Origin of the sequence: Streptomyces sp. NPDC007863 (assembly GCF_040633895.1) — a bacterium.
In the GTDB taxonomy this organism is placed as follows: domain Bacteria; phylum Actinomycetota; class Actinomycetes; order Streptomycetales; family Streptomycetaceae; genus Streptomyces.
Genome location: NZ_JBEYEI010000032.1, coordinates 20317 through 42131, shown reverse-complemented (window position 1 = coordinate 42131; position 21815 = coordinate 20317). Strand labels below are relative to the sequence as shown.

The 21815-nt window shown below is 74.4% G+C and carries 21 protein-coding genes; 12 read left to right on the top strand and 9 right to left on the bottom strand.

What is annotated here, in order from left to right:
• Positions 1–90 precede the first annotated feature (90 nt).
• Entirely contained in the window at positions 91–570 is a 480-nt protein-coding gene (locus ABZ621_RS34975; protein ID WP_360610813.1) for a BlaI/MecI/CopY family transcriptional regulator, read from the top strand.
• A gap of 4 nt (positions 571–574) precedes the next feature.
• On the top strand, positions 575–1519 hold the full coding sequence (locus ABZ621_RS34970; protein WP_360610811.1) for a M56 family metallopeptidase: 945 nt from the start codon (positions 575–577) through the stop codon (positions 1517–1519).
• 23 nt (positions 1520–1542) lie between these two features.
• On the opposite strand, the gene ABZ621_RS34965 is transcribed toward ABZ621_RS34970, so the two are convergent.
• Positions 1543–1998: a tellurite resistance TerB family protein gene (locus ABZ621_RS34965; protein ID WP_360610809.1), complete on the bottom strand. Its 456-nt coding sequence runs from the start codon at positions 1996–1998 to the stop codon at positions 1543–1545.
• A gap of 371 nt (positions 1999–2369) precedes the next feature.
• Between ABZ621_RS34965 and ABZ621_RS34960 the strand changes: the two genes are divergently transcribed.
• The 4 genes from ABZ621_RS34960 (at position 2370) to ABZ621_RS34945 (ending at position 7498) form a co-directional block, all read left to right on the top strand.
• Complete coding sequence (locus ABZ621_RS34960; protein WP_360610807.1) at positions 2370–3242, top strand: alpha/beta fold hydrolase; 873 nt, start codon at positions 2370–2372, stop codon at positions 3240–3242.
• Positions 3243–3449: 207 nt separating this feature from the next.
• On the top strand, positions 3450–4241 hold the full coding sequence (locus ABZ621_RS34955; protein ID WP_360610805.1) for a DUF4239 domain-containing protein: 792 nt from the start codon (positions 3450–3452) through the stop codon (positions 4239–4241).
• 91 nt (positions 4242–4332) lie between these two features.
• The gene (locus ABZ621_RS34950; RefSeq protein ID WP_360610803.1) at positions 4333–5214 is read left to right on the top strand and encodes a YhjD/YihY/BrkB family envelope integrity protein; all 882 of its coding nucleotides are present in this window, start codon (positions 4333–4335) and stop codon (positions 5212–5214) included.
• A gap of 73 nt (positions 5215–5287) precedes the next feature.
• On the top strand, positions 5288–7498 hold the full coding sequence (locus ABZ621_RS34945; RefSeq protein ID WP_360610801.1) for a choice-of-anchor A family protein: 2211 nt from the start codon (positions 5288–5290) through the stop codon (positions 7496–7498).
• A gap of 49 nt (positions 7499–7547) precedes the next feature.
• Here ABZ621_RS34945 and ABZ621_RS34940 read toward each other — a convergent pair whose 3' ends face one another.
• Complete coding sequence (locus ABZ621_RS34940) at positions 7548–8537, bottom strand: LacI family DNA-binding transcriptional regulator (RefSeq protein ID WP_360610800.1); 990 nt, start codon at positions 8535–8537, stop codon at positions 7548–7550.
• A 249-nt stretch (positions 8538–8786) separates the two neighbouring features.
• On the opposite strand from ABZ621_RS34940, the gene ABZ621_RS34935 reads away from it, so the two are divergent.
• The 3 genes from ABZ621_RS34935 to ABZ621_RS34925 all read left to right on the top strand — a co-directional run bounded on the left by ABZ621_RS34935 (position 8787) and on the right by ABZ621_RS34925 (position 13123).
• Positions 8787–11021: an RICIN domain-containing protein gene (locus ABZ621_RS34935; protein WP_360610798.1), complete on the top strand. Its 2235-nt coding sequence runs from the start codon at positions 8787–8789 to the stop codon at positions 11019–11021.
• Positions 11022–11215: 194 nt separating this feature from the next.
• Positions 11216–12493, top strand: a complete 1278-nt coding sequence (locus ABZ621_RS34930; protein ID WP_360610796.1) for an NAD(P)/FAD-dependent oxidoreductase — start codon at positions 11216–11218, stop codon at positions 12491–12493.
• A 60-nt stretch (positions 12494–12553) separates the two neighbouring features.
• Complete coding sequence (locus tag ABZ621_RS34925) at positions 12554–13123, top strand: DM13 domain-containing protein (RefSeq protein WP_360610795.1); 570 nt, start codon at positions 12554–12556, stop codon at positions 13121–13123.
• A gap of 78 nt (positions 13124–13201) precedes the next feature.
• On the opposite strand, the gene ABZ621_RS34920 is transcribed toward ABZ621_RS34925, so the two are convergent.
• From ABZ621_RS34920 to ABZ621_RS34910, 3 genes are all read right to left on the bottom strand, one after another.
• On the bottom strand, positions 13202–14464 hold the full coding sequence (locus ABZ621_RS34920) for an MFS transporter (protein ID WP_360610793.1): 1263 nt from the start codon (positions 14462–14464) through the stop codon (positions 13202–13204).
• A 167-nt stretch (positions 14465–14631) separates the two neighbouring features.
• Positions 14632–15471 (bottom strand): hypothetical protein, encoded by an 840-nt coding sequence (locus ABZ621_RS34915; protein WP_360610791.1) that lies wholly within the window; start codon positions 15469–15471, stop codon positions 14632–14634.
• Positions 15472–15591: 120 nt separating this feature from the next.
• Entirely contained in the window at positions 15592–16407 is an 816-nt protein-coding gene (locus ABZ621_RS34910; protein WP_360610789.1) for a hypothetical protein, read from the bottom strand.
• 288 nt (positions 16408–16695) lie between these two features.
• Between ABZ621_RS34910 and ABZ621_RS34905 the strand changes: the two genes are divergently transcribed.
• Both ABZ621_RS34905 and ABZ621_RS34900 read left to right on the top strand, forming a co-directional pair.
• Positions 16696–17031, top strand: a complete 336-nt coding sequence (locus ABZ621_RS34905; RefSeq protein ID WP_360610787.1) for a metalloregulator ArsR/SmtB family transcription factor — start codon at positions 16696–16698, stop codon at positions 17029–17031.
• Positions 17031–17744 carry a cation transporter gene (locus ABZ621_RS34900; RefSeq protein WP_360610785.1) on the top strand — a complete coding sequence of 238 codons (714 nt, stop codon included), beginning with the start codon at positions 17031–17033 and terminating at the stop codon, positions 17742–17744. The genes ABZ621_RS34905 and ABZ621_RS34900 overlap by 1 nt, the downstream gene beginning before the upstream one ends.
• A gap of 47 nt (positions 17745–17791) precedes the next feature.
• Here the strand turns inward: ABZ621_RS34900 and ABZ621_RS34895 are convergent, their stop codons facing one another.
• Positions 17792–18448: a DUF1326 domain-containing protein gene (locus tag ABZ621_RS34895; RefSeq protein WP_360610784.1), complete on the bottom strand. Its 657-nt coding sequence runs from the start codon at positions 18446–18448 to the stop codon at positions 17792–17794.
• Positions 18449–18536: 88 nt separating this feature from the next.
• On the bottom strand, positions 18537–19373 hold the full coding sequence (locus ABZ621_RS34890) for a DUF2182 domain-containing protein (RefSeq protein WP_360610782.1): 837 nt from the start codon (positions 19371–19373) through the stop codon (positions 18537–18539).
• 859 nt (positions 19374–20232) lie between these two features.
• Here ABZ621_RS34890 and ABZ621_RS34885 point away from each other — a divergent pair.
• Positions 20233–20589 carry an STAS/SEC14 domain-containing protein gene (locus ABZ621_RS34885; protein ID WP_360610780.1) on the top strand — a complete coding sequence of 119 codons (357 nt, stop codon included), beginning with the start codon at positions 20233–20235 and terminating at the stop codon, positions 20587–20589.
• A 184-nt stretch (positions 20590–20773) separates the two neighbouring features.
• On the opposite strand, the gene ABZ621_RS34880 is transcribed toward ABZ621_RS34885, so the two are convergent.
• Positions 20774–21466: a restriction endonuclease gene (locus ABZ621_RS34880; protein ID WP_360610778.1), complete on the bottom strand. Its 693-nt coding sequence runs from the start codon at positions 21464–21466 to the stop codon at positions 20774–20776.
• Positions 21463–21678, bottom strand: coding sequence for a hypothetical protein (locus tag ABZ621_RS34875; protein ID WP_360610776.1), 216 nt, complete (start codon positions 21676–21678; stop codon positions 21463–21465). The genes ABZ621_RS34880 and ABZ621_RS34875 overlap by 4 nt, the downstream gene beginning before the upstream one ends.
• Positions 21679–21815 lie beyond the last annotated feature (137 nt).

Below are 21815 nucleotides of genomic sequence, written 5' to 3'. Positions count from 1 at the left end.
GTAGAAGAACCGGGTAGGGTCGCCCCCCGAACGATGAACGGCACCCGGGTGGCCCGGACGAGCGGCCGGGAACGGGAAGGCGGACGAGGGATGAAGAAGCGGGACGCCGAAGGCGCGGAGCCCGGCGCCGCCGCGCCCCGGCGCGGCCAGGGCGAGCTGGAGGCACAGGTCCTCGCGGCGGTGCGGGCCGCCGGGGGACCGGTCACCGCGGGCCGGGTGCGGGAACGGCTCGGCGGGGGACTCGCGTACACCACCGTCATCACCATCCTCACCCGCCTCCACGCCAAGGGCGCCGTCGCCCGCGAGCGAGCCGGCCGCTCCTTCGAGTGGACCGCCGTCGCCGACGAGGCCGGGCTCGCCGCGCTCCGCATGCGCCGGCTGCTCGACGGCGAGGGCGACCGGCAGGCCGTCCTCACCCGCTTCGTCACCACCCTCCCCGCCTCCGACGAACAGCTCCTGAGGGCCCTGCTGGCCCGTGCGGAAGAAGGAGGGGAAGGGGAAGAGGAAGGGGAAGGGGAAGAGGAAGGGGAAGGGGAAGAGGGAAGAGAAAGGGCGACGGGGGAGGGGTGATCCCATGGGCGTCTTCGTCTTCCTGCCGCTCGTGCTGCCGCTGACCGCCTGGCCCGTCGCGCGCCTCGCCGAGCACCACCTGCACCCGCGCGCCGCGACCCGGCTGCTCACCGCCGTCGCCGCCGTGCTCGCCGTCTGCAGCACGCTCTGCCTCGCGCTCCTCATGGTCGTGGGCACCGCCCAGCTGCCCGGCAACCCGCTGCCCGACGCCTGGTCCGACCCGGAGGTGCGGGCCGCCCTGCCCCACGACGAGATCGCGGGCCGGGCGGCGATCCCGGCGCTCCTCGCGCTGGTCGCGGTCTGCGGCCGGGTGCTGCTGCGCCACCGGAGCGTCCGCCGGCGGGCCGCCCGCGCGCTCGCGGGGCTGCCGGACACGCCGGTCGCGGTCCTGCCGGACCCGGAGCCGTACGCGTACGCCCTGCCGGCGGCGGCGGCGCGCCGCTCCCGGGGCCGGATCGTGGTCAGCCGGGGCATGCTCGACCGGCTCGGCCCGGCCGAGCGGCGGGCCCTCTTCGCCCACGAGCGGGCGCATCTGACGGGGCGCCACGACCGGCTGCTGCTCGTGGCGCGGCTCGCCGCGGCGGCCAATCCGTTCCTGCGCCCGCTGCGCACGGCCGTCACGTACTCGGCCGAGCGGTGGGCGGACGAGGAGGCGGCCGTACGGGTCGGCAGCCGGCGCGTGGTGGCGCGGGCCATCGGGCGGGCGGCGCTGGCCCCCGGCGGCGCGCGGCCGATGGCCCTGCCGGGCTTCGCCGTCGCCGGGCCCGTGCCGCGCCGGGTCGCCGCGCTCCTCGCGCCGCCGCCCGCCCCGCGCGCCTGGCCGCCGGCCGGCACCGCGGTCGGCCTCGCCCTGTGGGGCGCGGTCGTCGGCGTCGCGGTCTCGGCCCTCTCCTCGGCCAACTCGGCGCTGGCGCTCTACGCGGTCCTCAAGGCGGCGACCCCGCTCTGACGGCCCCTCGCGGAGGGTGCGGCTCAGAGGTCGAACTCGTGCGGGGGCAGGCCGAGGGCGAAGCAGGCCTCGCGGACGACGGCCCGCTCGGTGGGGTCGAAGTGGCCGTCGGCCCCGCCGATGACGATGCCGATCTGGACGACGGCCCGCGCCTCGGCCGGCTTCTTCCCCGCCTTGGCGACCTCCTGGAGGACGGCGACCTTCCCGAAGTCGAAGTCGGCGGCGAGCCGGTCGAGCTGGGCGTCGAAGCGCCGCTGGAGGTCGGCCGCGTCGAAGTTCCGCAGCACCTCGTTGGCGGCGATCAGCTGGGCCACCCGCCGCCGCTCGGCCGGGTCCACGCTCCCGTCGGCCGCGGCGACCAGCGCGCACATCGCCATGCTCGCGTCCCGGAAGGCCCCGCTGGTCAGTTCGTTCTTCCGCGCGGTCAGCTGGGTCTGCATGGTCGAGGCGGACTCCCTGATCCGGTCCCACAGCGCCATCGTCGGCTCACACTCCCTCGGTCGAACTTCTACAGTGCTGTAGAAGTTACCAGCCCGAAAAGGCGTGGCCGGGACGGGGGAGGGCTGTTACGGTCGGCTCCATGTGCTCCGTCATCCCGAACTTCCGCGCGAACCGGCTCCGTTCCGCACGCTGACCACGGTCCCGGCCCACCCCGGCCCGTCCGCGCGCCCGTAGCCGCGCCTTTCCCAGGCGTGCTCCCACGGGTTCCCGCGCGCCGCCGCGGGCTGTCGCGCCTTCGTGCCTTCGTGCGGTCACGTCTTCGTGCCGTCGCGCTGTCGCGCCTTCGCGTCCGCCGGTCCCGAGGTCCACGCGTCCACCGTTTCGCCTCAGGATGACGAGGATCCCTCCCATGCGCTCAGACCAGCGCCCCACCTTCGTGTTCGTGCACGGCGGTTCCAGCAACGCCCGTGCCTGGACCCCGCTCCGCAACGAGCTGGCCCTGCGCGGCCACCGCTCGTACGCCGTCGACCTGCCCGGTCACGGCGACACGGCCACCGGCCCCGCCGCCTACCACCGGCCCGGCGCGGACCGTGCCGGCCTCACCCGCGAGCCCTCCCCGATGAGCGGCGTCACCCTCGCCGACAACGTCCGCCACGTCGTCGGCGTCCTGCGGAGGCTCGCCGCCCACGGCCCCGTCGTCCTCGCCGGCAACAGCCTCGGCGGGCTCACCCTCACCGCCGTCGTCAACGCCGCCCCCGAGCTCGTCGACCGGGTCGTCTACCTCTCGGCGCTCTGCCTCGCGGACCCCGCCATGCTCACCGAGCCGTGGGACGTCGTCGACGACAACCTGCTCGACGCGGCGGCGGCCCGCATCGCCGTCCCCCACGAGGCCCCGGACGGCGACCCCGGAGTCGTCCGCCTCGACTGGCGCCGCGCCCACGCCGACCCGGAGACCTTCGCCGCGCTGAAGGCCGCCATCATGGCCGACGCCCCCGACCCCCTCTTCCGTCACTTCCTCGACACGCTCGACGCGGACGAGAACCACGCCGTCCTGGAAGCGGGCGCGCTGATCCGGCCCGAGGCCTGGCGCAGGGTCCCCCACACCTACGTCCGCCTCTCCGCCGACCGCGGCCTCACCCCGGCCGTCCAGGACCACATGATCCGCAAGGCGGACGCGCTCACCCCCGACCACCCCTTCGACGTGCACACCCTGCCCACCTCGCACGTCGGGTACTGGAACCGGCCCGGACTCTTCGCCGACCTCCTCACCCGACTGACCTGACCTGACCCGGCCCGACCCGACCTGACTCGGTCCGGTCCGACCCGACCCGACTCGGTCCCGTCCGGCCCGGTGGCCGCCGTACTCCCACGGTGGTCACCGGGCCGTCCGGCCGCGTCACCCGATGGTGTGCACTCTCCCCCCGCGCCGGGGGCGTACGCCTCGGTAGTGGTCCAGAGGCCGCGCGCCCGCTCCCTAGACTCCGCGCCCATGTCGCTCTGGCTGCTCAACCACTTCAGCTCCTTCACCCTCGCCGTCGTCCTCGTCGGCGGGACCGTCGTCCTCGCCGTCGCGGGCAGCGTGCTCCTCCGCCGCCGTCACCCGTCGCTCGCCGAGGGGGAACACAACGACATGGTCGGCGTGACCCTCGGGATGTTCGGCGCGATCTACGGGATCATCCTCGCCTTCGTGATCGTCACCCTCTGGACCCAGCTGGAGAGCACCCAGACGATCGTCGCCGCCGAGGCCACCGACGTCGCCCTCATCGCCCGGGACGCCGCCGCCTTCCCGCCGCCCGTCCGGGCCGGGCTCGACGCCGCGCTCAGCGACTACGTCCACACCGTCGTCGAGCAGCAGTGGCCGCTGATGCGCGAGGGCGTGCCGCGGTACGGCGCCACCGAGCGCAGCCTCGTCCAGGCCTTCGAGGTGCTCCAGGCGTACGACCCGAAGACCCCGCGCGAGGAGGTGTTCTACGAGGAGGCCGTCTCCCACCTCAACGACGTCGCCGCCCAGCGCCGCGCCCGGATCACCATGGCCGAGCAGGAACTGCCGCCGCTGCTCCAGGTCCTCGCCTTCGGCGGCGCGCTCGTCCTCGTCCCGCTGACCTTCCTGTACGGGATGCGGCGGCTGCGGATCCAGCTGCTGTTCGTCGCCGCCGTCGCCGCGCTGATCGGCTTCAGCCTGCTGCTCGTCCTCGTCCTGGACCGGCCCTTCGCCGGCGATCTGAGCGTCAGCCCCGCCCCGTACAAGGAGGGCGCGCTGGCCCGCTACTGGGAGCGGTGAGCCGCCCGTTCGGCCGCCGCCGGATGGCCGGGGAAGCGGCGGCGGCGTCTCATGGCGGGAAGACCGGCGAGGCGGGGCGGGAGGCGGCGCGATGTCGTGGGTGAACCGGCTGCGGAGTCTGCGCGCCGGCGCCGAGCGGCGCTTCCCGGTCCTGACCGAGGTGACCGAACGGCTCGTCGGCGGCAACCTCCTCGACGCCGGCACCCGCCTCGCCGCCCAGGCCTTCCTCGCCGCGATCCCGCTCCTCTTCGCCCTCGCCGCCTTCGCCCCCGCCCCGGTCCGCGACCAGCTCAGGGAGTCGCTGCGCTCCATGTTCGGCCTCACCGGCGGCGCCGACCAGGAGCTCCAGCAGGTCTTCGACCGGACCGCCGACGACGCGGTGCGGGAGACCACCGGCGCCGTCGGCGCCCTCGTCGCCCTGGTCTCCGCCACCAGCTTCAGCCGGGCCATGGCCCGCGTCTGCGAGCGCGCCTGGGGCCTGCCCAAGGCCGGGACCCGGATCGCCGCCTGGCGGTGGGCGGTCTGGCTGCTCGCCCTGGTCGTCGTCGTGTTCCTGCAGGCGCCGATCCGGGACGGCTTCGGCGCCGGCGCCTGGCTCGGCCTCCCGCTGTTCTTCCTCCTCGCCACCGGCGTCTGGCTGTGGACCCAGCACCTCCTGCTCGCCAACCGCGTGCCCTGGCTGCCGCTGCTGCCCGGGGCCCTGCTGGGCGCCGCCGCCTCCACCGCGCTCGGCGTCACCGCCCGCCTCTACATGCCGGGCGCGCTCAACCGTGCCCTCGCCGAGTACGGCTCCCTCGGCCTGGTCCTCACCCTGCTGTCCTGGCTGATCGTCGTCTGCGCCGCGCTGACCTTCGCCTTCACCATCGGAGCCGTACTCGCCCGGGAACCGGCCCTCGCCCGCCGGCTCGGCACCGACCGGATCGCCCCGGCGGGCGCCGCCCCCCACGGGGGTCCCGGGGATCCTGACGGGTGAGCGGCCGCCCCGGCCGGCCCAACGGCGGACCGCACCGGTGGTGGGCCGTCCGCCGCCCTCCGAGACTCCCCGCATGACACTGCTCACGCCCCGCCGCCCGGCCCGCCGCCGGCGGCGCGCCGGGACGACCGGCCTCGCCTGCGCCCTGGCGCTCGCGTCGGTCCCCGCCCTGGTCCTCGGCCCGGCCGCCGCCCCGGCGGCCGCCGCGACCCTCCCCGGGGGCCTCGGCCCCTGCGTCGGCGGCGATCCGCCGGGCTGCCCGAGCCCCTTCCCCCCGATCGACAACGGCGCGGTCAAGGGCCGTGACGACGCGGTCAACATCTACGTCGGCGCCGACTACCTGGTCAGGGGCCGGGCCGCCGAGGCCGAGGGCCGCGTCGTCGTCCTCGACGACTTCGACATGAACAAGGCCGCGCCCGGCATCTACAACATCGGCGAGGTCGGCGTCGGCTCGAAGGTGGCGCCCTCGGAGGGCGAGGACTGGCTCACCACCGGCGGCGACATCACGGTCGCCGCGGAGCAGCGGGTGCTGGCCGAGGCCGGGGTCGTACGCCACGCGGGCACCGTGACCGGCCTGGTCCAGGCCCCCCTCGAACAGGACGACGACGCCACCGCCCCCTACACCGCCCTGCGGGACGAGCTGACCGCCGCGAGCCAGTGCTACGCGCGCGTGGACGGCGCCCCGCGCACGCCCACCGGCACGGCCGTCAACCAGGGCGGCCAGACCCTCTTCACCGGCGACGGCAGCTCCGCGCTGCAGGTCTTCGACGTCGGCTTCGACATGGTCGCCGCGAACGGCGGCCAGCAGGGCATCGTCTTCGCCGGCATCCCCGCCGGCGCGACGATCCTCGTCAACGTCACCGGCGGCCCCGCCCGGACCCTCCACACCTACAGCGGCGGCATCGCCGACAACGACGACCCGCTCAACGCCTACCGCGAGCGGCTGCTGTGGAACTTCCCCGACGCCACCGAGGTCACCCTCTCCGGCACCGGCCAGTTCCAGGGCAGCTTCCTCATCGGCAACCAGGCGTCCACCACGACCGTCAGCCTGCCCGGCGTCAACGGCCGCTTCTTCACCACCGGCTCCCTCACCCACACCAGCCTCGGCGAGAGCGGCGGCCAGGAGTTCCACGCCTACCCGTTCACCGGAGACCTCCCCGACTGCGACACCCCGAACGCCGTCACCGGCGAGGTCCGCGTGACCAAGACGGACGCCGAGTCCGGCGACCCCCTGCCGGGCGCCGGCTTCCGGCTGTGGGAGGAGACCAACGGCGTCGCCGGCCTCCAGACCGTGGGCATCAACGCGGACACCACCGTCGGCACGCCGTGCGTGACGGGTGCGGACGGTGTCTGCGAGCGGACGGTGGAGACGGGGACGTACTACTGGCAGGAGACGGAGGCGCCGGACGGGTACGACCTGCCGGCGGATCCGGTCTTCGGCCCGCTGGTGCTGACGGAGGCGAACGCGTCCGCGGGCGTGGGCGTCGAGGCGGACAACACGGCCACGGCCGTCCCGCCGGTCACCGGTGAGGTGCGGGTGGCCAAGACGGACGCCGAGAGCGGTGACCCGCTGCCGGGCGCCGGCTTCCGGCTGTGGGAGGAGACGAACGGTGTCGCCGGTCTCCAGACCGGTGGCGCGGACCCGGACACGGCGGTCGGCGCGCCGTGCGTGACGGGTGCGGACGGTGTCTGCGAGCGGACGGTGGAGACGGGGACGTACTACTGGCAGGAGACGGAGGCGCCGGACGGGTACGACCTGCCGGCGGATCCGGTCTTCGGCCCGCTGGTGCTGACGGAGGCGAACGCGTCCGCGGGCGTCACCGTGCGAGCCGCCAACTCCCGTACGCCGATCCCGCCGGGGAGCGGCTCCGTGAGCCTCGTCAAGACCGACGCGGAGAGCGGGATGCCGCTGCGCGGCGCCGCCTTCGAGCTGTGGGAGGAGACGAACGGCGTCCCCGGGCTGCAGACCGCCGGCGCCACTCGTGACACCCGGGTCGGCGCGCCCTGCACCACCGGTTTCGCCGGGATGTGCGGCTTCACGGACCTCGACCACGGGACGTACTACCTGCGGGAGACCGCCGCCCCCGACGGGTACGCGCTGCCGGCCGAACCGGTCAGCGGGCCGTACGTGGTGAGCGCCGAGCAGGAGGCCGTCTTCGTCACCCTGGACAACGACCGGGGCGACGAGCCGGGTCCGGGCCCGGACCCCTGCGAGCCGAAGGGCTACGGCGACGAGGGGTACGGCGACGAGTGCCCCGACGGGCGGCGTACCACCGCGGCCTGACACCGGTCCCGGGCGGGCGGTGACCGGCCACCGCCCGCCCCCGGGCGCGTCAGGACACCGGGGCGGTGCTCTCGCCCGGGGTGAGCGTGGGGAGGAGGAGACGGGAGACGGCGGTGCCGGGGGCGGCCGGGGTCAGGGCGAGGTCGACGGCCTGCCGGGCCATGGCCCGCTTGGGGAGGGTGACGCTGGTCAGGGCCGTGCCGGAGAGCAGCCCGGCGGGGGTGTCGTCGTGGGCGACCACGGACAGGTCGTCGGGGACCGCGCGGCCGAGCGAGCGGGCGGCCTCCACGGCGGCGACCGCGAGGACGTCGTGGGTGGCGAAGACGGCCGTCGTGCCGGGGCGGTCCCGCAGGGCGTCGAGCGCGGCGGCGAACCCGCCCCGGAAGGTGGGCTCCGCCGCCGTCCGGACCGCGTCGTCGGGCAGCTCGACGCCGTCCTCGCGGAAGGCCCGCCGGAATCCGGCGGCGCGGACGGTGTGCGCGGGGCTGGCGAGCACCAGCGCCCGCTCGTGCCCGAGCGCCCGCAGATGCCGGCCCGCGAGGTGGCCGCCGTGCTCGTAGTCGACCGTGACGACCGGGAAGCCGGCCGGCAGCGCGGCCTCCCAGGCGCAGAGCACCACCGGGAAACGGGCGTCCGCGAGGAGCGGCAGATGGCCGGTGAGGTCCTGGTCGCCGGCGATCAGGAGGGCGTCGACGGAGCGGCTGGCGAGCGCCGCCAGATGGCGCCGGGCCCGCTCCCCGTCGAGGCGGGTGGTGCACAGGAGCAGCCGGTGGCCCCGCTCCTCCAGCGCGTCCTCGACCTCCTCGACCACGTCCGCGTAGAACGGCACCGAGACGGTCGGCACGAAGAGCCCGACGGTGCGGCTGCTGCCGGTGGCGAGCGAGCGGGCCACCAGATTCGGTACGTAACCGAGCTCGGCGATCGCGGCGCGGACGCGGGCCTCCGTGGCCGGGCGCACCGCGACCCGCCCGGTGACGACGTTGGAGACGGTCTGCTTGGTGACGCCCGCCCGCTCCGCCACGTCCTGCATGGTGACCATGACGCCCGTCGCCCCCGCCCCGCCCGTCGCTCCCGCCCGGCTCGCAACGTAACCGGGCCCCCACCTGCGGTCAAGGCGTCGGCGCCGCGTCCCGCGCCTCCGCCGTTCGTCCAACTCCCTTGTGGAGAAAGCGAGTCGCCCGGCGCAGGGCTCTTGTTTTACCGGTCAAATGAGCCCTAGGGTCCGAGCCGTCAGCGGCCCGACTCCTCCACCCAGGGAGTACTCGTGCACCTTCCGCGCACCAGATTCGTGAGCACGCTCGTCGCGGCGGCCCTCGCCGTGTCCGGCGGCGCGGCCCTCGCCGCCCCCGCCCCCGTCCCTGCCTCGGCCTCGGCCTCGGCCTCCGAGCCCGCCCCCACCCCCGCGCCGCACTCCGCGACCGCCACCTACACCGTCACCGTCGGCGCCAAGGGCACCTGGAACCGGCCCGACGACACCCCCGCCAGTGCCTACGTCGACAAGGACGGCACCTTCTACTACCAGCAGGCGCACGCCCTCTACGGGGCGACCGACCCCCGCAAGTGGACCTTCTACACCGGCACCGACTTCGACTCCGCCACCCGCTCGTCCGCGATCAGCGACGCGGTGAACCCGGCGAACTCCGCCGACCGCAACAACGACACCACCTGGCGCTGCAACAACAGCGTCACCGGCGTCGAGTCCACCCCGGCCCCCGCCGGCAGCGGCTACGCCCACCGCAACTACTGCGACCTGACCGGGATGTGGGTCGACCCGGACACCGGCGACTGGTACGGCCTCGTCCACAACGAGTTCACCCCGCAGCCCTTCGCCGACGGCATCCACTACGACGGCATCGACTACGCCGTCTCCGAGGACCAGGGCCGCACGTGGACCGTCAAGGACCACGTCATCACCTCGCCGTACAGCACGCGGCGCGGCGACACCGCCGCCTTCCCGCAGCAGACCTACCACTACGGCACCGGCGACCCCCGGCTCTTCGTCGACACCGCCTCCGGCTACTTCTACGCCTTCTACGGCTCCCGGATCGTCAACAAGGGCGGCGGCTGGGCCGCGTTCTACGGGCACGTCGCCCGCGCCCCGATCTCCGGGAAGATGGCGCCCGGCTCCTGGCGCAAGTGGTACGACGGCGCCTGGACCCAGCCCGGCGTCGGCGGCCGGGAGTCCACCATGGTCCCGGTCGGCGCGGGCAGCACCACCGGCTACGTGCCGACCGCCGACGAGTACGACCCCGCCAACGCCGGCACCGTCGCCCAGCAGGTCGCCGCGGGCCTGACGCCCGCGACCTCCCCGCTCTTCGTCATGGACATCACCTACAACGCGCACCTCGGCCTCTACATCGGCGAGCCGCAGGCCGTCGACCAGAGCGGCAACGCCCCGCAGGAGCTGTACGCCACCGCCGACCTGACGACCCAGAAGTGGTTCCGGCTCGGCGACACCGGCAGCTACCGGACCGCGTCCTGGTACCGCTGGTTCCTCGACGCGGGCAACCGCACCTCCTCCGGCATCGTCGGCAAGGACTTCCGCGCCTACTGCTCCTTCGGCTGCTCCGGCGGCGCCAGCGGCGAGTACGTCAACCTGAGCATCGGCACGAACGAGCCCGCCGCGCCCGTCGACACCGGCCGCGCCTACCGGATCGCCGCCGGCGGCGGCCGGATCCTCGCCCAGGTGTCCGGCGGCACCGCCACCACGTCCACGGCGGCCGCCACCGGCTCGGCGCTGGAACACTGGACCTTCACCGCCAAGGGCGACGGCTCCTACCGCATCGCCAACGGCGCCACCGGCGGTCTCCTCGGGGTCGCCTCGAACGGCGCGGCCACGCGCGCGTGGGGCACGAAACCCACGGTCACGGCGGCCGCCTCCGGCGTCGGCCAGGACTGGTTCGTCCTCCCCGGCGCCTCCGCCGCCGACAACACCCCCACCGGCACGTACAAGCTGGTCAACCGGCACAGCGGGCTCGTCCTCGGGCTCTCCGCCACCGCCGGCCGCACCGCCGAGACCACCCCGGCCCGCAGCTGGACCGACACCAGCGGCAGCCCGGTCGGCGGCGGCCGGACGGCGGCCGAGCAGGCCCTCACCCTCACCCCCGTCGGCGCCGCACCCCGGACGGTCACCCTCACCACCGGCGGCAAGGCCCTCGACAACCCCGACAGCAGCACCGCGAACGGCACCGGGCTCGTCACCTGGACGCCCAACGGCGGTGCCAACCAGAAGTGGACGCTCACCCCGCACGCCGACGGCGGCCACGAGCTGCGCAACCTCTCCTCCGGCAAGTGCGCGGACATCGAGGGCGGTTCCACCGCCACCGGCGCCCGGGTCATCCAGTGGACCTGCCACGGCGGCGCCAACCAGCGCTGGACCCTCACGACGCTCCCCGACGGCACCACCACCCTCGCCTCCGTCCACAGCGGCCTCCTCCTGACCACCGCCTCCTCGGGCAACGGAGCCCAGGTCACCCAGCAGCCGGACACCGGGAGCGCCCGCCAGCGCTGGACGCTCGGCTGACCCGGCCCGTTCCGGTGCCGGGCGACCGGGCTCGCGTACCCGCCGGCCGCCCCTCTTGACAGTGAGGTCATGCCCCTGACAGGAGTGGGACCTTCACTGATTCAGGGGGGGGCGATCAGCGCATGGACGAACCCGAGACCACGGCATCGGAACGGCGCACGGCATCGGAACGGCACACGGCATCGGAACGGCGCGTGGAGGGAGGTGACTACGACGTCGTCGTCGTGGGGGCCAGCCTCGCCGGCTGCACCGCCGCGATCCTGTTCGCGCGCCGCGGGGCCCGGGTCGCGCTCCTGGAGCGCCGCTCGGACCCGGAGGCGTACAAGGTGCTCTGCACCCACGCCATCACCGCCTGCGCCTACCCGGTCCTCGACGAGCTGGGCCTCGTACCGGAGCTGGAGAAGGCCGGAGCGGTACGCAACGAAGCACGCTGGTACACCCGTTGGGGGTGGATCGTGCCGAAGCCGGCGCCCGGCGGACCCGAGCTCCCGTACGCGTACAACGTCCGCCGCTCCACCCTCGACCCGCTCCTCAGGTCCCGCGCGGCCGCGACCCCCGGCGTCGACCTGCTCGCCGGCCACAAGGTGACGGGGCTGCTCCAGGAGGGCGGCCGGACCGCCGGCGTGCGGGCCACCACCCCGGACGGCGGCGAGCGGGAGCTGCGGGCCCGCCTCGTGGTCGGCGCCGACGGCAAGGACTCGGCCGTCGCCCGGCTCGCCGGGATCCCCACCCGGCGCCACGAGAACGGGCGCTTCGGCTACCTCGCCCACTACCGGAACCTCCCCCTGCCCGGCGGCATCGGCCAGACCTGGTTCCTCGAACCCGACATGGCGTACTCGTTCCCCAACGACGACGGCGTCACGGTCCTCGCCGTCGTCCCCGACAAGCAGCGTCTCCCCGCCTTCCGCGAGGACCTGGAGGGAGCCTTCGAGGCCTTCATCCGGGCCCTGCCCGAGGCGCCGCCCCTCGACTCCGCCGAACGCGTCTCGAAGATCATCGGCATGGTCGACCACCCGCTGCTCACCCGCGAGCCCACCGCCCCCGGCATCGCCCTCGTCGGCGACGCCGCCCTGACCGGCGACCCCCTGTGGGGCACCGGCTGCGGCTGGGCGTTCCAGACCGCGCACTGGCTCGCCGAGGCCGTCGGCCCCGCCGCGGCCGGCGGCGGCGACCTCGACCGCTCGCTCGCGGCCTACGCCCGCACCCACCGCCGCCGGCTCCGGCCCCACCAGAGGATCGCCGTCGACTTCGCCCGGTCCCGCCCCTTCAACCCGATGGAGCGCCTGATGTTCTCGGCGGCCGCCCGGGACGAGGGCGCCGCCCGGCACATGTACCTCTTCTCCGCCCGGCTGATCGGCCCGCTCGGCTTCCTCAACCCGGTGTCGGTGGCCAGGGCGGCGGCGGTCAACCTCCGGCACCGGTTCGCGCCGGCGGCGGGGCGCGCCGCGTACCGTGAACCGGAACGGCGGTGAACCGGAGCGACCGTGAACCGGAACGACGGTCGACCGGAACGAGGGGGAAGGGGAGACGTCATGGAGCGCGTCACGAGGAGGAGGCGGCGGTGGGCCGCGGTGGCGGTCGCGGGCCTGGTGGTGGCGGTGGCCGGACTGGTGTGGTTCAAGCCCTGGGCTCTGTGGGTGGACGAGACGGTGCACGAGGCGCTGCCGACGGTGACGGCGACGGCTTCTGCGGCGGCTTCGGCTTCGGCTTCGGGTGAGCCGGCGGCGGGGGCGCCGTCCCCGGCGGGTCCGGTGACCGTCGCGCGGGGCGGCTTCATCAGCCACGAGCACGACACCACCGGCACGGTGAAGATCGTCCGTCTCGCGGACGGCACCCACACCCTCCGCCTCGAAGGCCTGGACACCAGCAACGGCCCCGACCTGCGCGTCCTGCTGAGCGACGCACCCGTGAAGGAGGGGAAGGCGGGCTGGTTCGTCTTCGACGACGGCAAGCACGTCGACCTCGCCAAGCTGAAGGGCAACAAGGGCGACCAGAACTACCCCCTGCCCGCCGACGTCGACTGGTCGGCGTACCCGAGCGTCAGCATCTGGTGCGACCGCTTCGACGTCTCCTTCGGTGCCGCGACCCTCGCCCGCGCCTGACGCACCGGCCGAACGTCATGCCGCCGGGGCCGGACTCCACGAGTCCGGCCCCGGCCGTGTGCGTGCCAGGTGTGCGTGTCAGGCGGCCTTGACGAGGGTGGACCGGTCCCGGTCGGGCGCCGTGAGACCGGCCGGGGTGCCGCCACGCCCTTCGTGACGCGGCCAGAGGAGGAGGGCGCCGGCCGCCCCCGCCCCGGCGAGGACCGCGAGGACGGACCAGGTGACGGCGAAGCCGGCGGTGGTGCCGAGCCACCCCGCGAGGGGATAGGTGATCAGCCAGGCCAGGTGCGACAGGGAGAACTGGGCCGCGAACGCCTCGGGGATCGCGTTCCGCGCCACGGAGGCGCGCAGGACCTTGCCGGTCGGCGTGATCACCAGGGCCATGCCGACGCCGATCGCGCTCCAGACGGCGGCCGTGGCGGTCCAGGTGAGGAGACCGGTCGCGGTGAGCGCGGCGGCGGCGGTCGTGCCGCCCACGAGCACCCCGGCGCCGGCCGTCATGACGGTGCGGGCGGCGACCCGGTCGAGGACGCGGGGCAGGACCAGGGCGGCCAGGAGGGTGCCGGTGCCGGAGGCGGCGAGCATCCAGGCGACGTCCGACTGCGTGCCGCCGAGCACGTCGCGCACGTGGTTGACGGTGTTGACGACGACGATCGAACCGGCCGCCGCGACCACGAGGTTGAGCGCCATGACGCCGCGCAGGCGTGGCGTCCCGAGGAAGGTCCTGATCCCGGCCGCCGCCTTGTCCCACGCCCTGGTGTGGCCGCTGGGGCGGGCGTCGGGGACGCGCGTCGACAGGACGAGCGCGGCGGAGAGCAGGAATCCGGCGGAGGTGCCCAGGAACAGGCGGTCGAAGCTCAGGAACGTCAGGGCGACCGCCGCGAGCACGGGGCTCAGCAGGCTCTCCATGGTGGACGCCACCTGGGAGGCGGACAGGGCGCGCGTGTAGGCGGACTCGTCGGTGACGATGTCGGGGATGACGGCCTGGAACGTCGGGGTGAACGCCGCGGAGGCGGCCTGGAGCAGGCCGATCAGCACGTAGACGTGCCAGACCTCGCTGACGAGCGGCAGGGCCAGGACCACCGCGCCGCGGACGACGTCGAGGAGGAAGAGGAAGGTCCTGCGGGGAAGCCGGTCGACGTACGCGGCGGCCAGCGGAGCGATGATCACGTACATGACCATCTTGACGGTCAGGGCGGTGCTGAGCACCGCGCCGGCGTCCGGACCGGCGAGGTCGTAGGCGAGGAGTCCGAGGGCGACCGTGGTCAGCCCGGTGCCGAACAGGGCGATGACCTGGGCGCCGAACAGGCGGCGGTAGTCGCGGAGGGCGAACAGGCGCATGGCGGGTTCCTTCCGTGTCCATGCGGCGGGGTGCGGCCCCGGGGCGGGGGCCGCGCCCCGCGGATACAGGCGGGGGAGTTCTCAGGCATGGGGATCGCTCTTCGGGGTGCGGCGGCATCGGACGGGACGGCGGCTCATGACGCTCCTTCCGGGGGCGGGACGACGGTTCAGTGGTGTGCGTGGTGTGCGTGGTCGTGCCCGTGGTGGCGGTCGCCCCGCGCGGGAGCGGTGTCCGTCGTGTGGACCGTGAACTCGGCGGTGCGGACGACGCCGTCGTGCTGGAAGTCCAGGTAGAGGCGGTAGGTGCCGGCCGAGGGCGCGACCGCCATGAAGCTGATCTCCGGCCCGGGCGCGGTGGCCCCGTCGCCGGGGTGGCCCTCCGGGTGGACGTGGAGATAGCCCAGGTCGCCGACGCGCAGGGCGACGAGGTGCCCGTAGGCGGCCAGGTAGGGCTCCAGGTCGGTGACGGGCCGGTCGTCCCGGCTGACGGTGAGGGTCAGCTCGCTCGCCTCGCCGGGCACGAGCGCGCCGTCGAGGGTGACGGCGTACGCGCCGATCCGCGCGGTACGGGCGGCCTCGGGGAGCGGGCGAGGGGCGTACGGTCCGGCGACCGCGACGTCGATCCCCAGCGTCAGGGTGCCGTCGTGGCCGGCCGGGTGGATGTCGGCGAAGAACCGCCAGTCCCCGGGCTCCAGGTCCAGCTCGGTGCTCCAGGCGCCCTTCTCGTCCCGCACCGGGTGCACGTGCTGGAACCCGGCCGTGTCCCGCCGGACGGCGATGAAGTGCAGCTCCTTCTCGTGCTCGGCTACGAACTCGGTCACCGGCCGCCCGTCGGGCCCGATCACCCGGAACCCGATGTGCTGCCGCGCACCGGCGGCGAGGATCGTCGCGTCGACGTCGAGGGTGTACCCGTCCACCGAGACCGCCAGCCCGCCGGGCTGCCCTCCGCCGTGGCCGGCGTGCGTTCCGTGTCCCGTGGCCGTTCCGTGTCCGCCGTGGTTGTTCATGGTGTGTCTCCCCAGGTCGATGCGGTGTGACGCGCGCCGTCCGCTCTGGACGATGATCACAACCATATACCCCCCAGGGGTATTCCGGAAGGGTGTTGGGGCGAGTGATGGGGCGACTCGTCACGAGGTCCGGTTCCCGTCCGCGTCGCAGGGCAGGGTGCGGCCCGGGTGGTCGGTGGCGTAGTCCTCGGAGATGTCCTCGGCGGTCTGCGCCATCGTCTCGCTGGTGATCTTGATCTGGCCCGAGAAGGGCGTGTCGATGTCCTCGATCAGGAGCAGCGAGCCGGTGAAGAGCACGGCGAGCACGCACAGGAGGGCGAGATGGGAGGGTCCGCGGTCGCGGGGGAGGCCGAAGGCGAAGGCGCCGACGGTGGCGGCCAGGGCGACGACCATGAACCAGTACACGGACGGGGGGATGGCCGGGCTCGCCTCGGAGATGCGGGTCTGCCGGGCCTTGGAGCGCTCGTCGTCGGCCTCGACGAGGAGGTCGAAGGTCGGGTCGTCCCGGTGGGCGAGTTCCTTGAAGTGCGTGCGGAAGCCGCTGGACCACACGGAGGCGACGGGGGACTTCTCCCCGCCCTCGGTCATGAGCGGCCATTCCGCGGCCTGGATGGCGCGCGCGTAGCAGACGGCGGAGGCCTGGAGGTGTTCGCGCTGCGGCTCGGGGGCGTAGTCGGCGACCTCGTAGAGCTGGTCGACCCGCCCCGCCTCGGCCTCGACGGCGGTGGCGGCGGCGCCGAACGACTCGGCCGCCAGGACGATGACGAAGGCGACGAGGAGGACGGCGAGGGTCTCCAGGGGGCTGACCAGGTCGCTGACGGACGCCTCCTCGCCGCCGTCCCCGCCGGCCGCGCGGCGCCGCCGCCGGACCTGGTTGGCGAAGAGGCCGACGGCGAGCGCCGTGGCGATGATGACGACGGTGAGGATCATGGTCATGTACTGGCCACCCCGGGAGATCGGCTGGTCGGCCGCCCCGCCGCCCCCCCCGGCCCACCACGGGCTCCGTGCCACGGGCCTCCGGCAGGCCGACGCTCTGGTCCGCACCCATCGCACCAGGCGGGACGGCCACCCGGGAGGCCTCCCGACCCCGGCACGCCGGGATCACCCGGTTGCTCCGGCGGGAGCGTTCCGGCGTTGCGGGAGACGAGTGATGCGCCACCGCGCGCCACCCCACCCCTGAGTACATGATTTCCTGAATTCAGGAATCCCTGTACTGTTCGGGGCGTGCTGAACCTCGCCTCCGATCTCGACGCCCTCACCCGCTTCGGCCGGGCGCTGGCCGATCCCATCCGCTGCCGGATCCTGATCGCCCTGCGGGAGGCGCCCGCCTACCCGGCCGACCTCGCCGACCTCTTCGCCATCTCGCGCACGAGGCTGTCGAACCACCTGGCCTGCCTGCGCGACTGCGGCCTCGTCGTCGCCGTCCCCGACGGCCGCCGCACCCGCTACGAGCTGGCCGACCCCCGCCTCGGCCGCGCCCTGGACGACCTCCGGGCGGCCGTCGTGGCCGTCGAGGCCGACCGCACCTGCCCGGACGCCGAGGCGGAGGGCTGCTGCTGATGGGCGCCGGCATATCCGTGGTGTCCCTGGGCCCGTCCCCGGCCCGCCGGGACGCCCTCGCCCGCCGCGTACGGCTCCTCGTCGCCGCGACGATCGCCTACAACGTCATCGAGGCGGTCGTCGCCCTCACCGCCGGCGCGCTCGCCTCCTCCACCGCGCTGATCGGCTTCGGCCTCGACTCGGTCATCGAGGTCTCCTCGGCCGCCGCGGTCGCCTGGCAGTTCTCCGCCCGCGACCACGCCCTCCGCGAGGCCCGCGAGAAGACGACCCTGCGGATCATCGCCGTCTCCTTCTTCGCCCTCGCCGCGTACGTCACCGTCGAATCCGTCCGGGCCCTGACCGGCCCCGGCGAGGCCGGGCACTCCACCGTCGGCATCGTCCTGGCCGCCCTCTCCCTGGCCGTCATGCCGTTCCTGTCCGCCGCCCAGCGCCGCGCCGGCCGCGAACTCGGCTCCGCGTCCGCGGTCGCCGACTCCCGCCAGACCCTGCTCTGCACCTACCTCTCGGCCGTCCTCCTCGCCGGCCTGCTCGCCCACGCCCTCTTCGGCTGGTCCTGGGCCGACCCGGTCGCCGCCCTCGTCATCGCCGCCCTCGCGGTCAAGGAAGGCCGCGACGCCTGGCAGGGCAAGGGCTGCTGCGCAGCTCCCACCGCACCGACGACCTCGTCGGGCGGCTGCGCATCCCCCGCGCACGACTGCTGCGACCGACCGTGACCCGGTCCCTCCTCTTGAAGATCACGTACAGGCGGGTGCACCGCCCTTCAGTCGGGGCCGCTCCAGTCGAAGGGGAAGTACTTGCTCGACTTCCCGGTGCGTTCCCAGGAGAAGCCGAACGCGTCGGCGCGGTCGGCGGTGGCCCGCCCCCACGTGGCGATCTGGCCCGGCCCCACCTCGGACCCGGGGGCGTTGTGGACCTGGACGCGTGTGCCGTCCGGGGTCGTCGGGCCGGTGAGTGCCTCGGCGGCCGCCACGACACGGCCGGGGATCTCGGCGCGCCACGTGGCAAGGTCCTCGTCGACCTCCACGTGGATCGGGACGACGTCCATGCCCCGCATCTCGGGGTGGAACATCGCCCCGAACTCCGCCGGCCATCCGCCCGCCCCACCGCCGAAGACGGTTCCGAGCGCGGCGCGCTGCTCGTCGTCGGCCCGCTCGTCGAGGAAGACCGCCGCGTACGGGTCGGTGTGGGTGCCGGCCCACGGGTTGCCTTCGAAGGAGGCGAGCATCAGGACGTTGAGGTCGTCGAGCCGTACGTCGCCGAAGTTGCCTTCCCGGATGTGCCAGGCCATGACGCCTTCGCAGTCGCCGTAGGTCGGGGGCTGCGCGAACGTGCACGGGCAGGGAATCGCGCACTTGCACACGTCGAACCAGTCGCCGGTCAGATGCCAGCGCGGGCCGCTGGTGGCCTGCTGTGTCATTTCGCTTCCTCCAGCCGAGCCCAGGGAGCTCATCCACGGTGGCGAGACCCGGAGGACGGTCTCCCTTCCAGCTTGCACCCCTCTGGCGTCACATGCCGTCCATGGACGGCATCGAGCCCTGGAGCCCCGGCAGCATCCAGTCCTGGAACGGTGCGAGCACCGCGAGGACGAGGAAGGCGACGCCCACGACACCGCTGAGGAGGATGCCCCGGGACCACAGCTTCTCCAGGAAGATCACCAAGGCCAGTCCGGCCATCGCCGCCACGTTCATCACGCCGAGCGGAACGAGGACGACCATCAGCCCGGCGCAGCAGCCGACGCAGTACGCGCCGTGATGGACGCCCACGCGCAGGTCGCGGGCCGGTCGCCGGAAGCCGGCGTATCGCACCAGATGACTCAGCGGGTCGCGGCAGTGCCGCAGGCAGACGTTCTTGAGGGGACCGAGCTGGTACAGACCGGCGAGCAGGAAGGCGACCGCGCCGATCCAGCGTCCGGCGGTGGGATGGTCGTCCACCAGGCCGCCGGTGAAGGCGAGGGCCGCGTAGGCGAGCAGTCCGAAGGCGGTCCAGACGAGCAGGTATCCGCCGACGAACTCGACGGTGCGGGCCGTCCGGACCCAGCCGGAGGACTGGCGGCCGATCCCGCGTACCCAGCTGATGGCCACCGGAGCCATGGATGGCAGCATCATGGCCGCCATCATCGTCACCCAGAGCAGCAGGAACAGGGGTAGTGCCATCCCCATGGTGCCGGGCTCGACGCCCATGTCCCGGGCTTGTCCGATCGTCAGCGCCCAGGCGGGCACCGCGATCAGGACGACGAGGATCCAGGCGGCCGCGAGACTCCGCGTGGGCTGCAGACCCCCGGCGGCTCCGGTCGGGGCGGTCGGCCGGGCGGGTACGAAGGCGGAGATCCGGCTGCGACGCATCGGCGTGCCTTCCTGCGGCTCTCTCCAGCACAGCACACGTCCCCCCGCGATGCGACCGGGTGGAGCCGAGCGCCCTCCCCGGAGCGCGGAGCGGCCCGCCGACCGCGCGACGCGGCGGGCCGTCACGCGGCCGACGTCGGACCTTCGACCCGCTCGAAGGCCAGCCCTTGCCACACCGCCGGGCGGGCGCCGGCGGCAGCGGCCTTCGCCGCCGGCGTCGCCGTCAGGGCGGTCGGGGCCGGCGCGCATGAGGACGGCCGCGACGGTCTCGCCGCCGGTGGACGCGGCGCTGGGGGCGGGGGAGACCGCTCCGCCGACGGCCAGGACGAGGTTCTCGGGGCTGGCGGCGGCCGGGCCCCGCGGCCTCGGCCGGGGTGAAACGGCCGATGGCCTTCATCCAGCCGGGCGGCTCCGGTTCGGCCGGGGCCCGGTCGCCCTGCGCGAGGCCGGCGACGGCGTCCGGCGCACCGAGGACCCGCCGGAGCGGCTGCCGCCGGGGAGGTCGCCGTCCTGGACCACGCGGGCGTCTCGTTCCTCGCCGAGCTGCCCCGCGTCGAGGCGAAGCCGCCCGATCCCGCGGGCGCCCGGGACGCCGTCCTGGTCCTCGTCGTCCGCACCGTGCCCGACGTGCCGTCCTCGGCGGAGATCAAGCTCCTCGACCGGGACGCCCGCCGGGTCGACGAGGAGGGCGGCCCGCTCGTGCTCGCCGGGGCACCGCCCGGTCTCGTACGGCCTCGTACGGCCTCGTACGGATGGCAGGCGTCATCACTCGAACGGAGGGCCACGTGTGGTGGCCCGGGAACCCGCCGGAAAGGCTGGGGCAGGACCGGAAGCCGCCCTCCACCCTCGGGAGCCCCTTGTGATCAGCCGGCTGGAAAACCTGCCGAACGGCGTCGTCGGATTCGAGGCGTCCGGGAAGATCTCCGCCGAGGACTACCGGGACACGGTCCTGCCCGCGCTGACGGAGGCGGCCGGGGCGGGCGAGGTCCGCTTCCTGCTCGTCGTGACCGACTTCGACGGCATGACCGGAGGCGCGCTGTGGGAGGACCTCAAGGTCGGCGTCGAGCACCTGCGCGCCTGGAAACGCATCGCCCTGGTGACCGACCTCGACTGGATGGCCCATGTCACCTCGCTCTTCGGCTGGATGACCCCCGGCGAGACGAAGACCTTCCCCCTCGCCGGACGGGACGAGGCCCTCACCTGGGTCGCCGGCTGACCCGAGGGCGAAGACGGATCCGGGCCTTGCCCGCCGGTTCCGAGCGGAGAGGCGCGGATCCGGCGCGAGGACCGGACGGCGGCGGAACGCGTACGCCCCGGCAACGTCGCCCTCGCCTGAGAACGGGCGACACAGCACGCGCTGTGTCGCCCGTTCTCGTCGGAGGGGCGACGACCGTCGTGGTTCAGGCCGCTCGACGCCAGGGCAGGCGGGAGCGTCCGGCCGGCAGGCCGAGCAGTTCGTGCAGCGCTTCGCCCTCGTGGGCCCAGCGGTGCAGCCGGTCGCGGTCCACCCAGCGCACGCCGTGGCGGTCGCCCCACGACATGGCGTCGCGCGTGAACGCGCCGTTGGTGACGACGACCGCGTGGTCCGCCCCGTGGGCAGGACCCGCCGTGCCCTTCACCTGGTACATCACCGACGAGCCGACCTTGCCGCCGACGCGGGTGTGCTTCGCCTGCACCACGATCCGCCCGAGCGACGGCCGGACACCGATCACGTCCGCGGCCTGGTCCCCGCCGCCGCCCACCTTCCTGGCCGTCCAGCCGTCGCGGACGAGGAGGTCGCGCAGCGCGTACTCGAACTCCTGGTCGCCCATGGCGTCCAGCTCCGGCAAGGTGATGCGCAGGCGTGCCGTCCGCGCACCGTCCGCGCGACGCCGGAGACGGTCCCGTACGCGGACGCCGGCCAGGACGGCGGCACCGGCGAGGCCGGCCAGAACCGGCAGAGGCCAGGACTCGGCGGCCTTGGTGGCCAGGTGTGCCGTGGCCTGCGCCAGGGCGACCGTGAGCGCGAGGACGACGGCCGCCGCTCCCAGGATGTCCGTGGTGCCGCGCGGCCGCCATCGGATCCTCCGCCGAGGCCGTGGGCGGGGCGTCACTCTCCGCCCGCCGGTGCGGTGGAGACGGCGGGCTTCGGAGCGGGCTGCTGCGCGGTGGAGTCGTCGCCGAACCCGAAGACCTGGCCCCAGAGCCACACCACCGCGCACAGTCCGGCCACGGCCCACACGCTCAGTCCCTTGGCGGACTTGGGTCCGGGCTTGCGTCGGAGGTGGGTCCGTACGCGCACGTACCCTTCCGGAACCTTCGGCATGGTGCGTCCCTCCCCATCGGTCCGCACCGTGCGGACCTCCGGATCGGTTGTAGCGTCGATCACCGACGGAATCTGATGCATCGTCATGATCGAGCGCCGGCAAGGGGGCGAGTCGGCCACGCTTGCGTGCGTGTCCG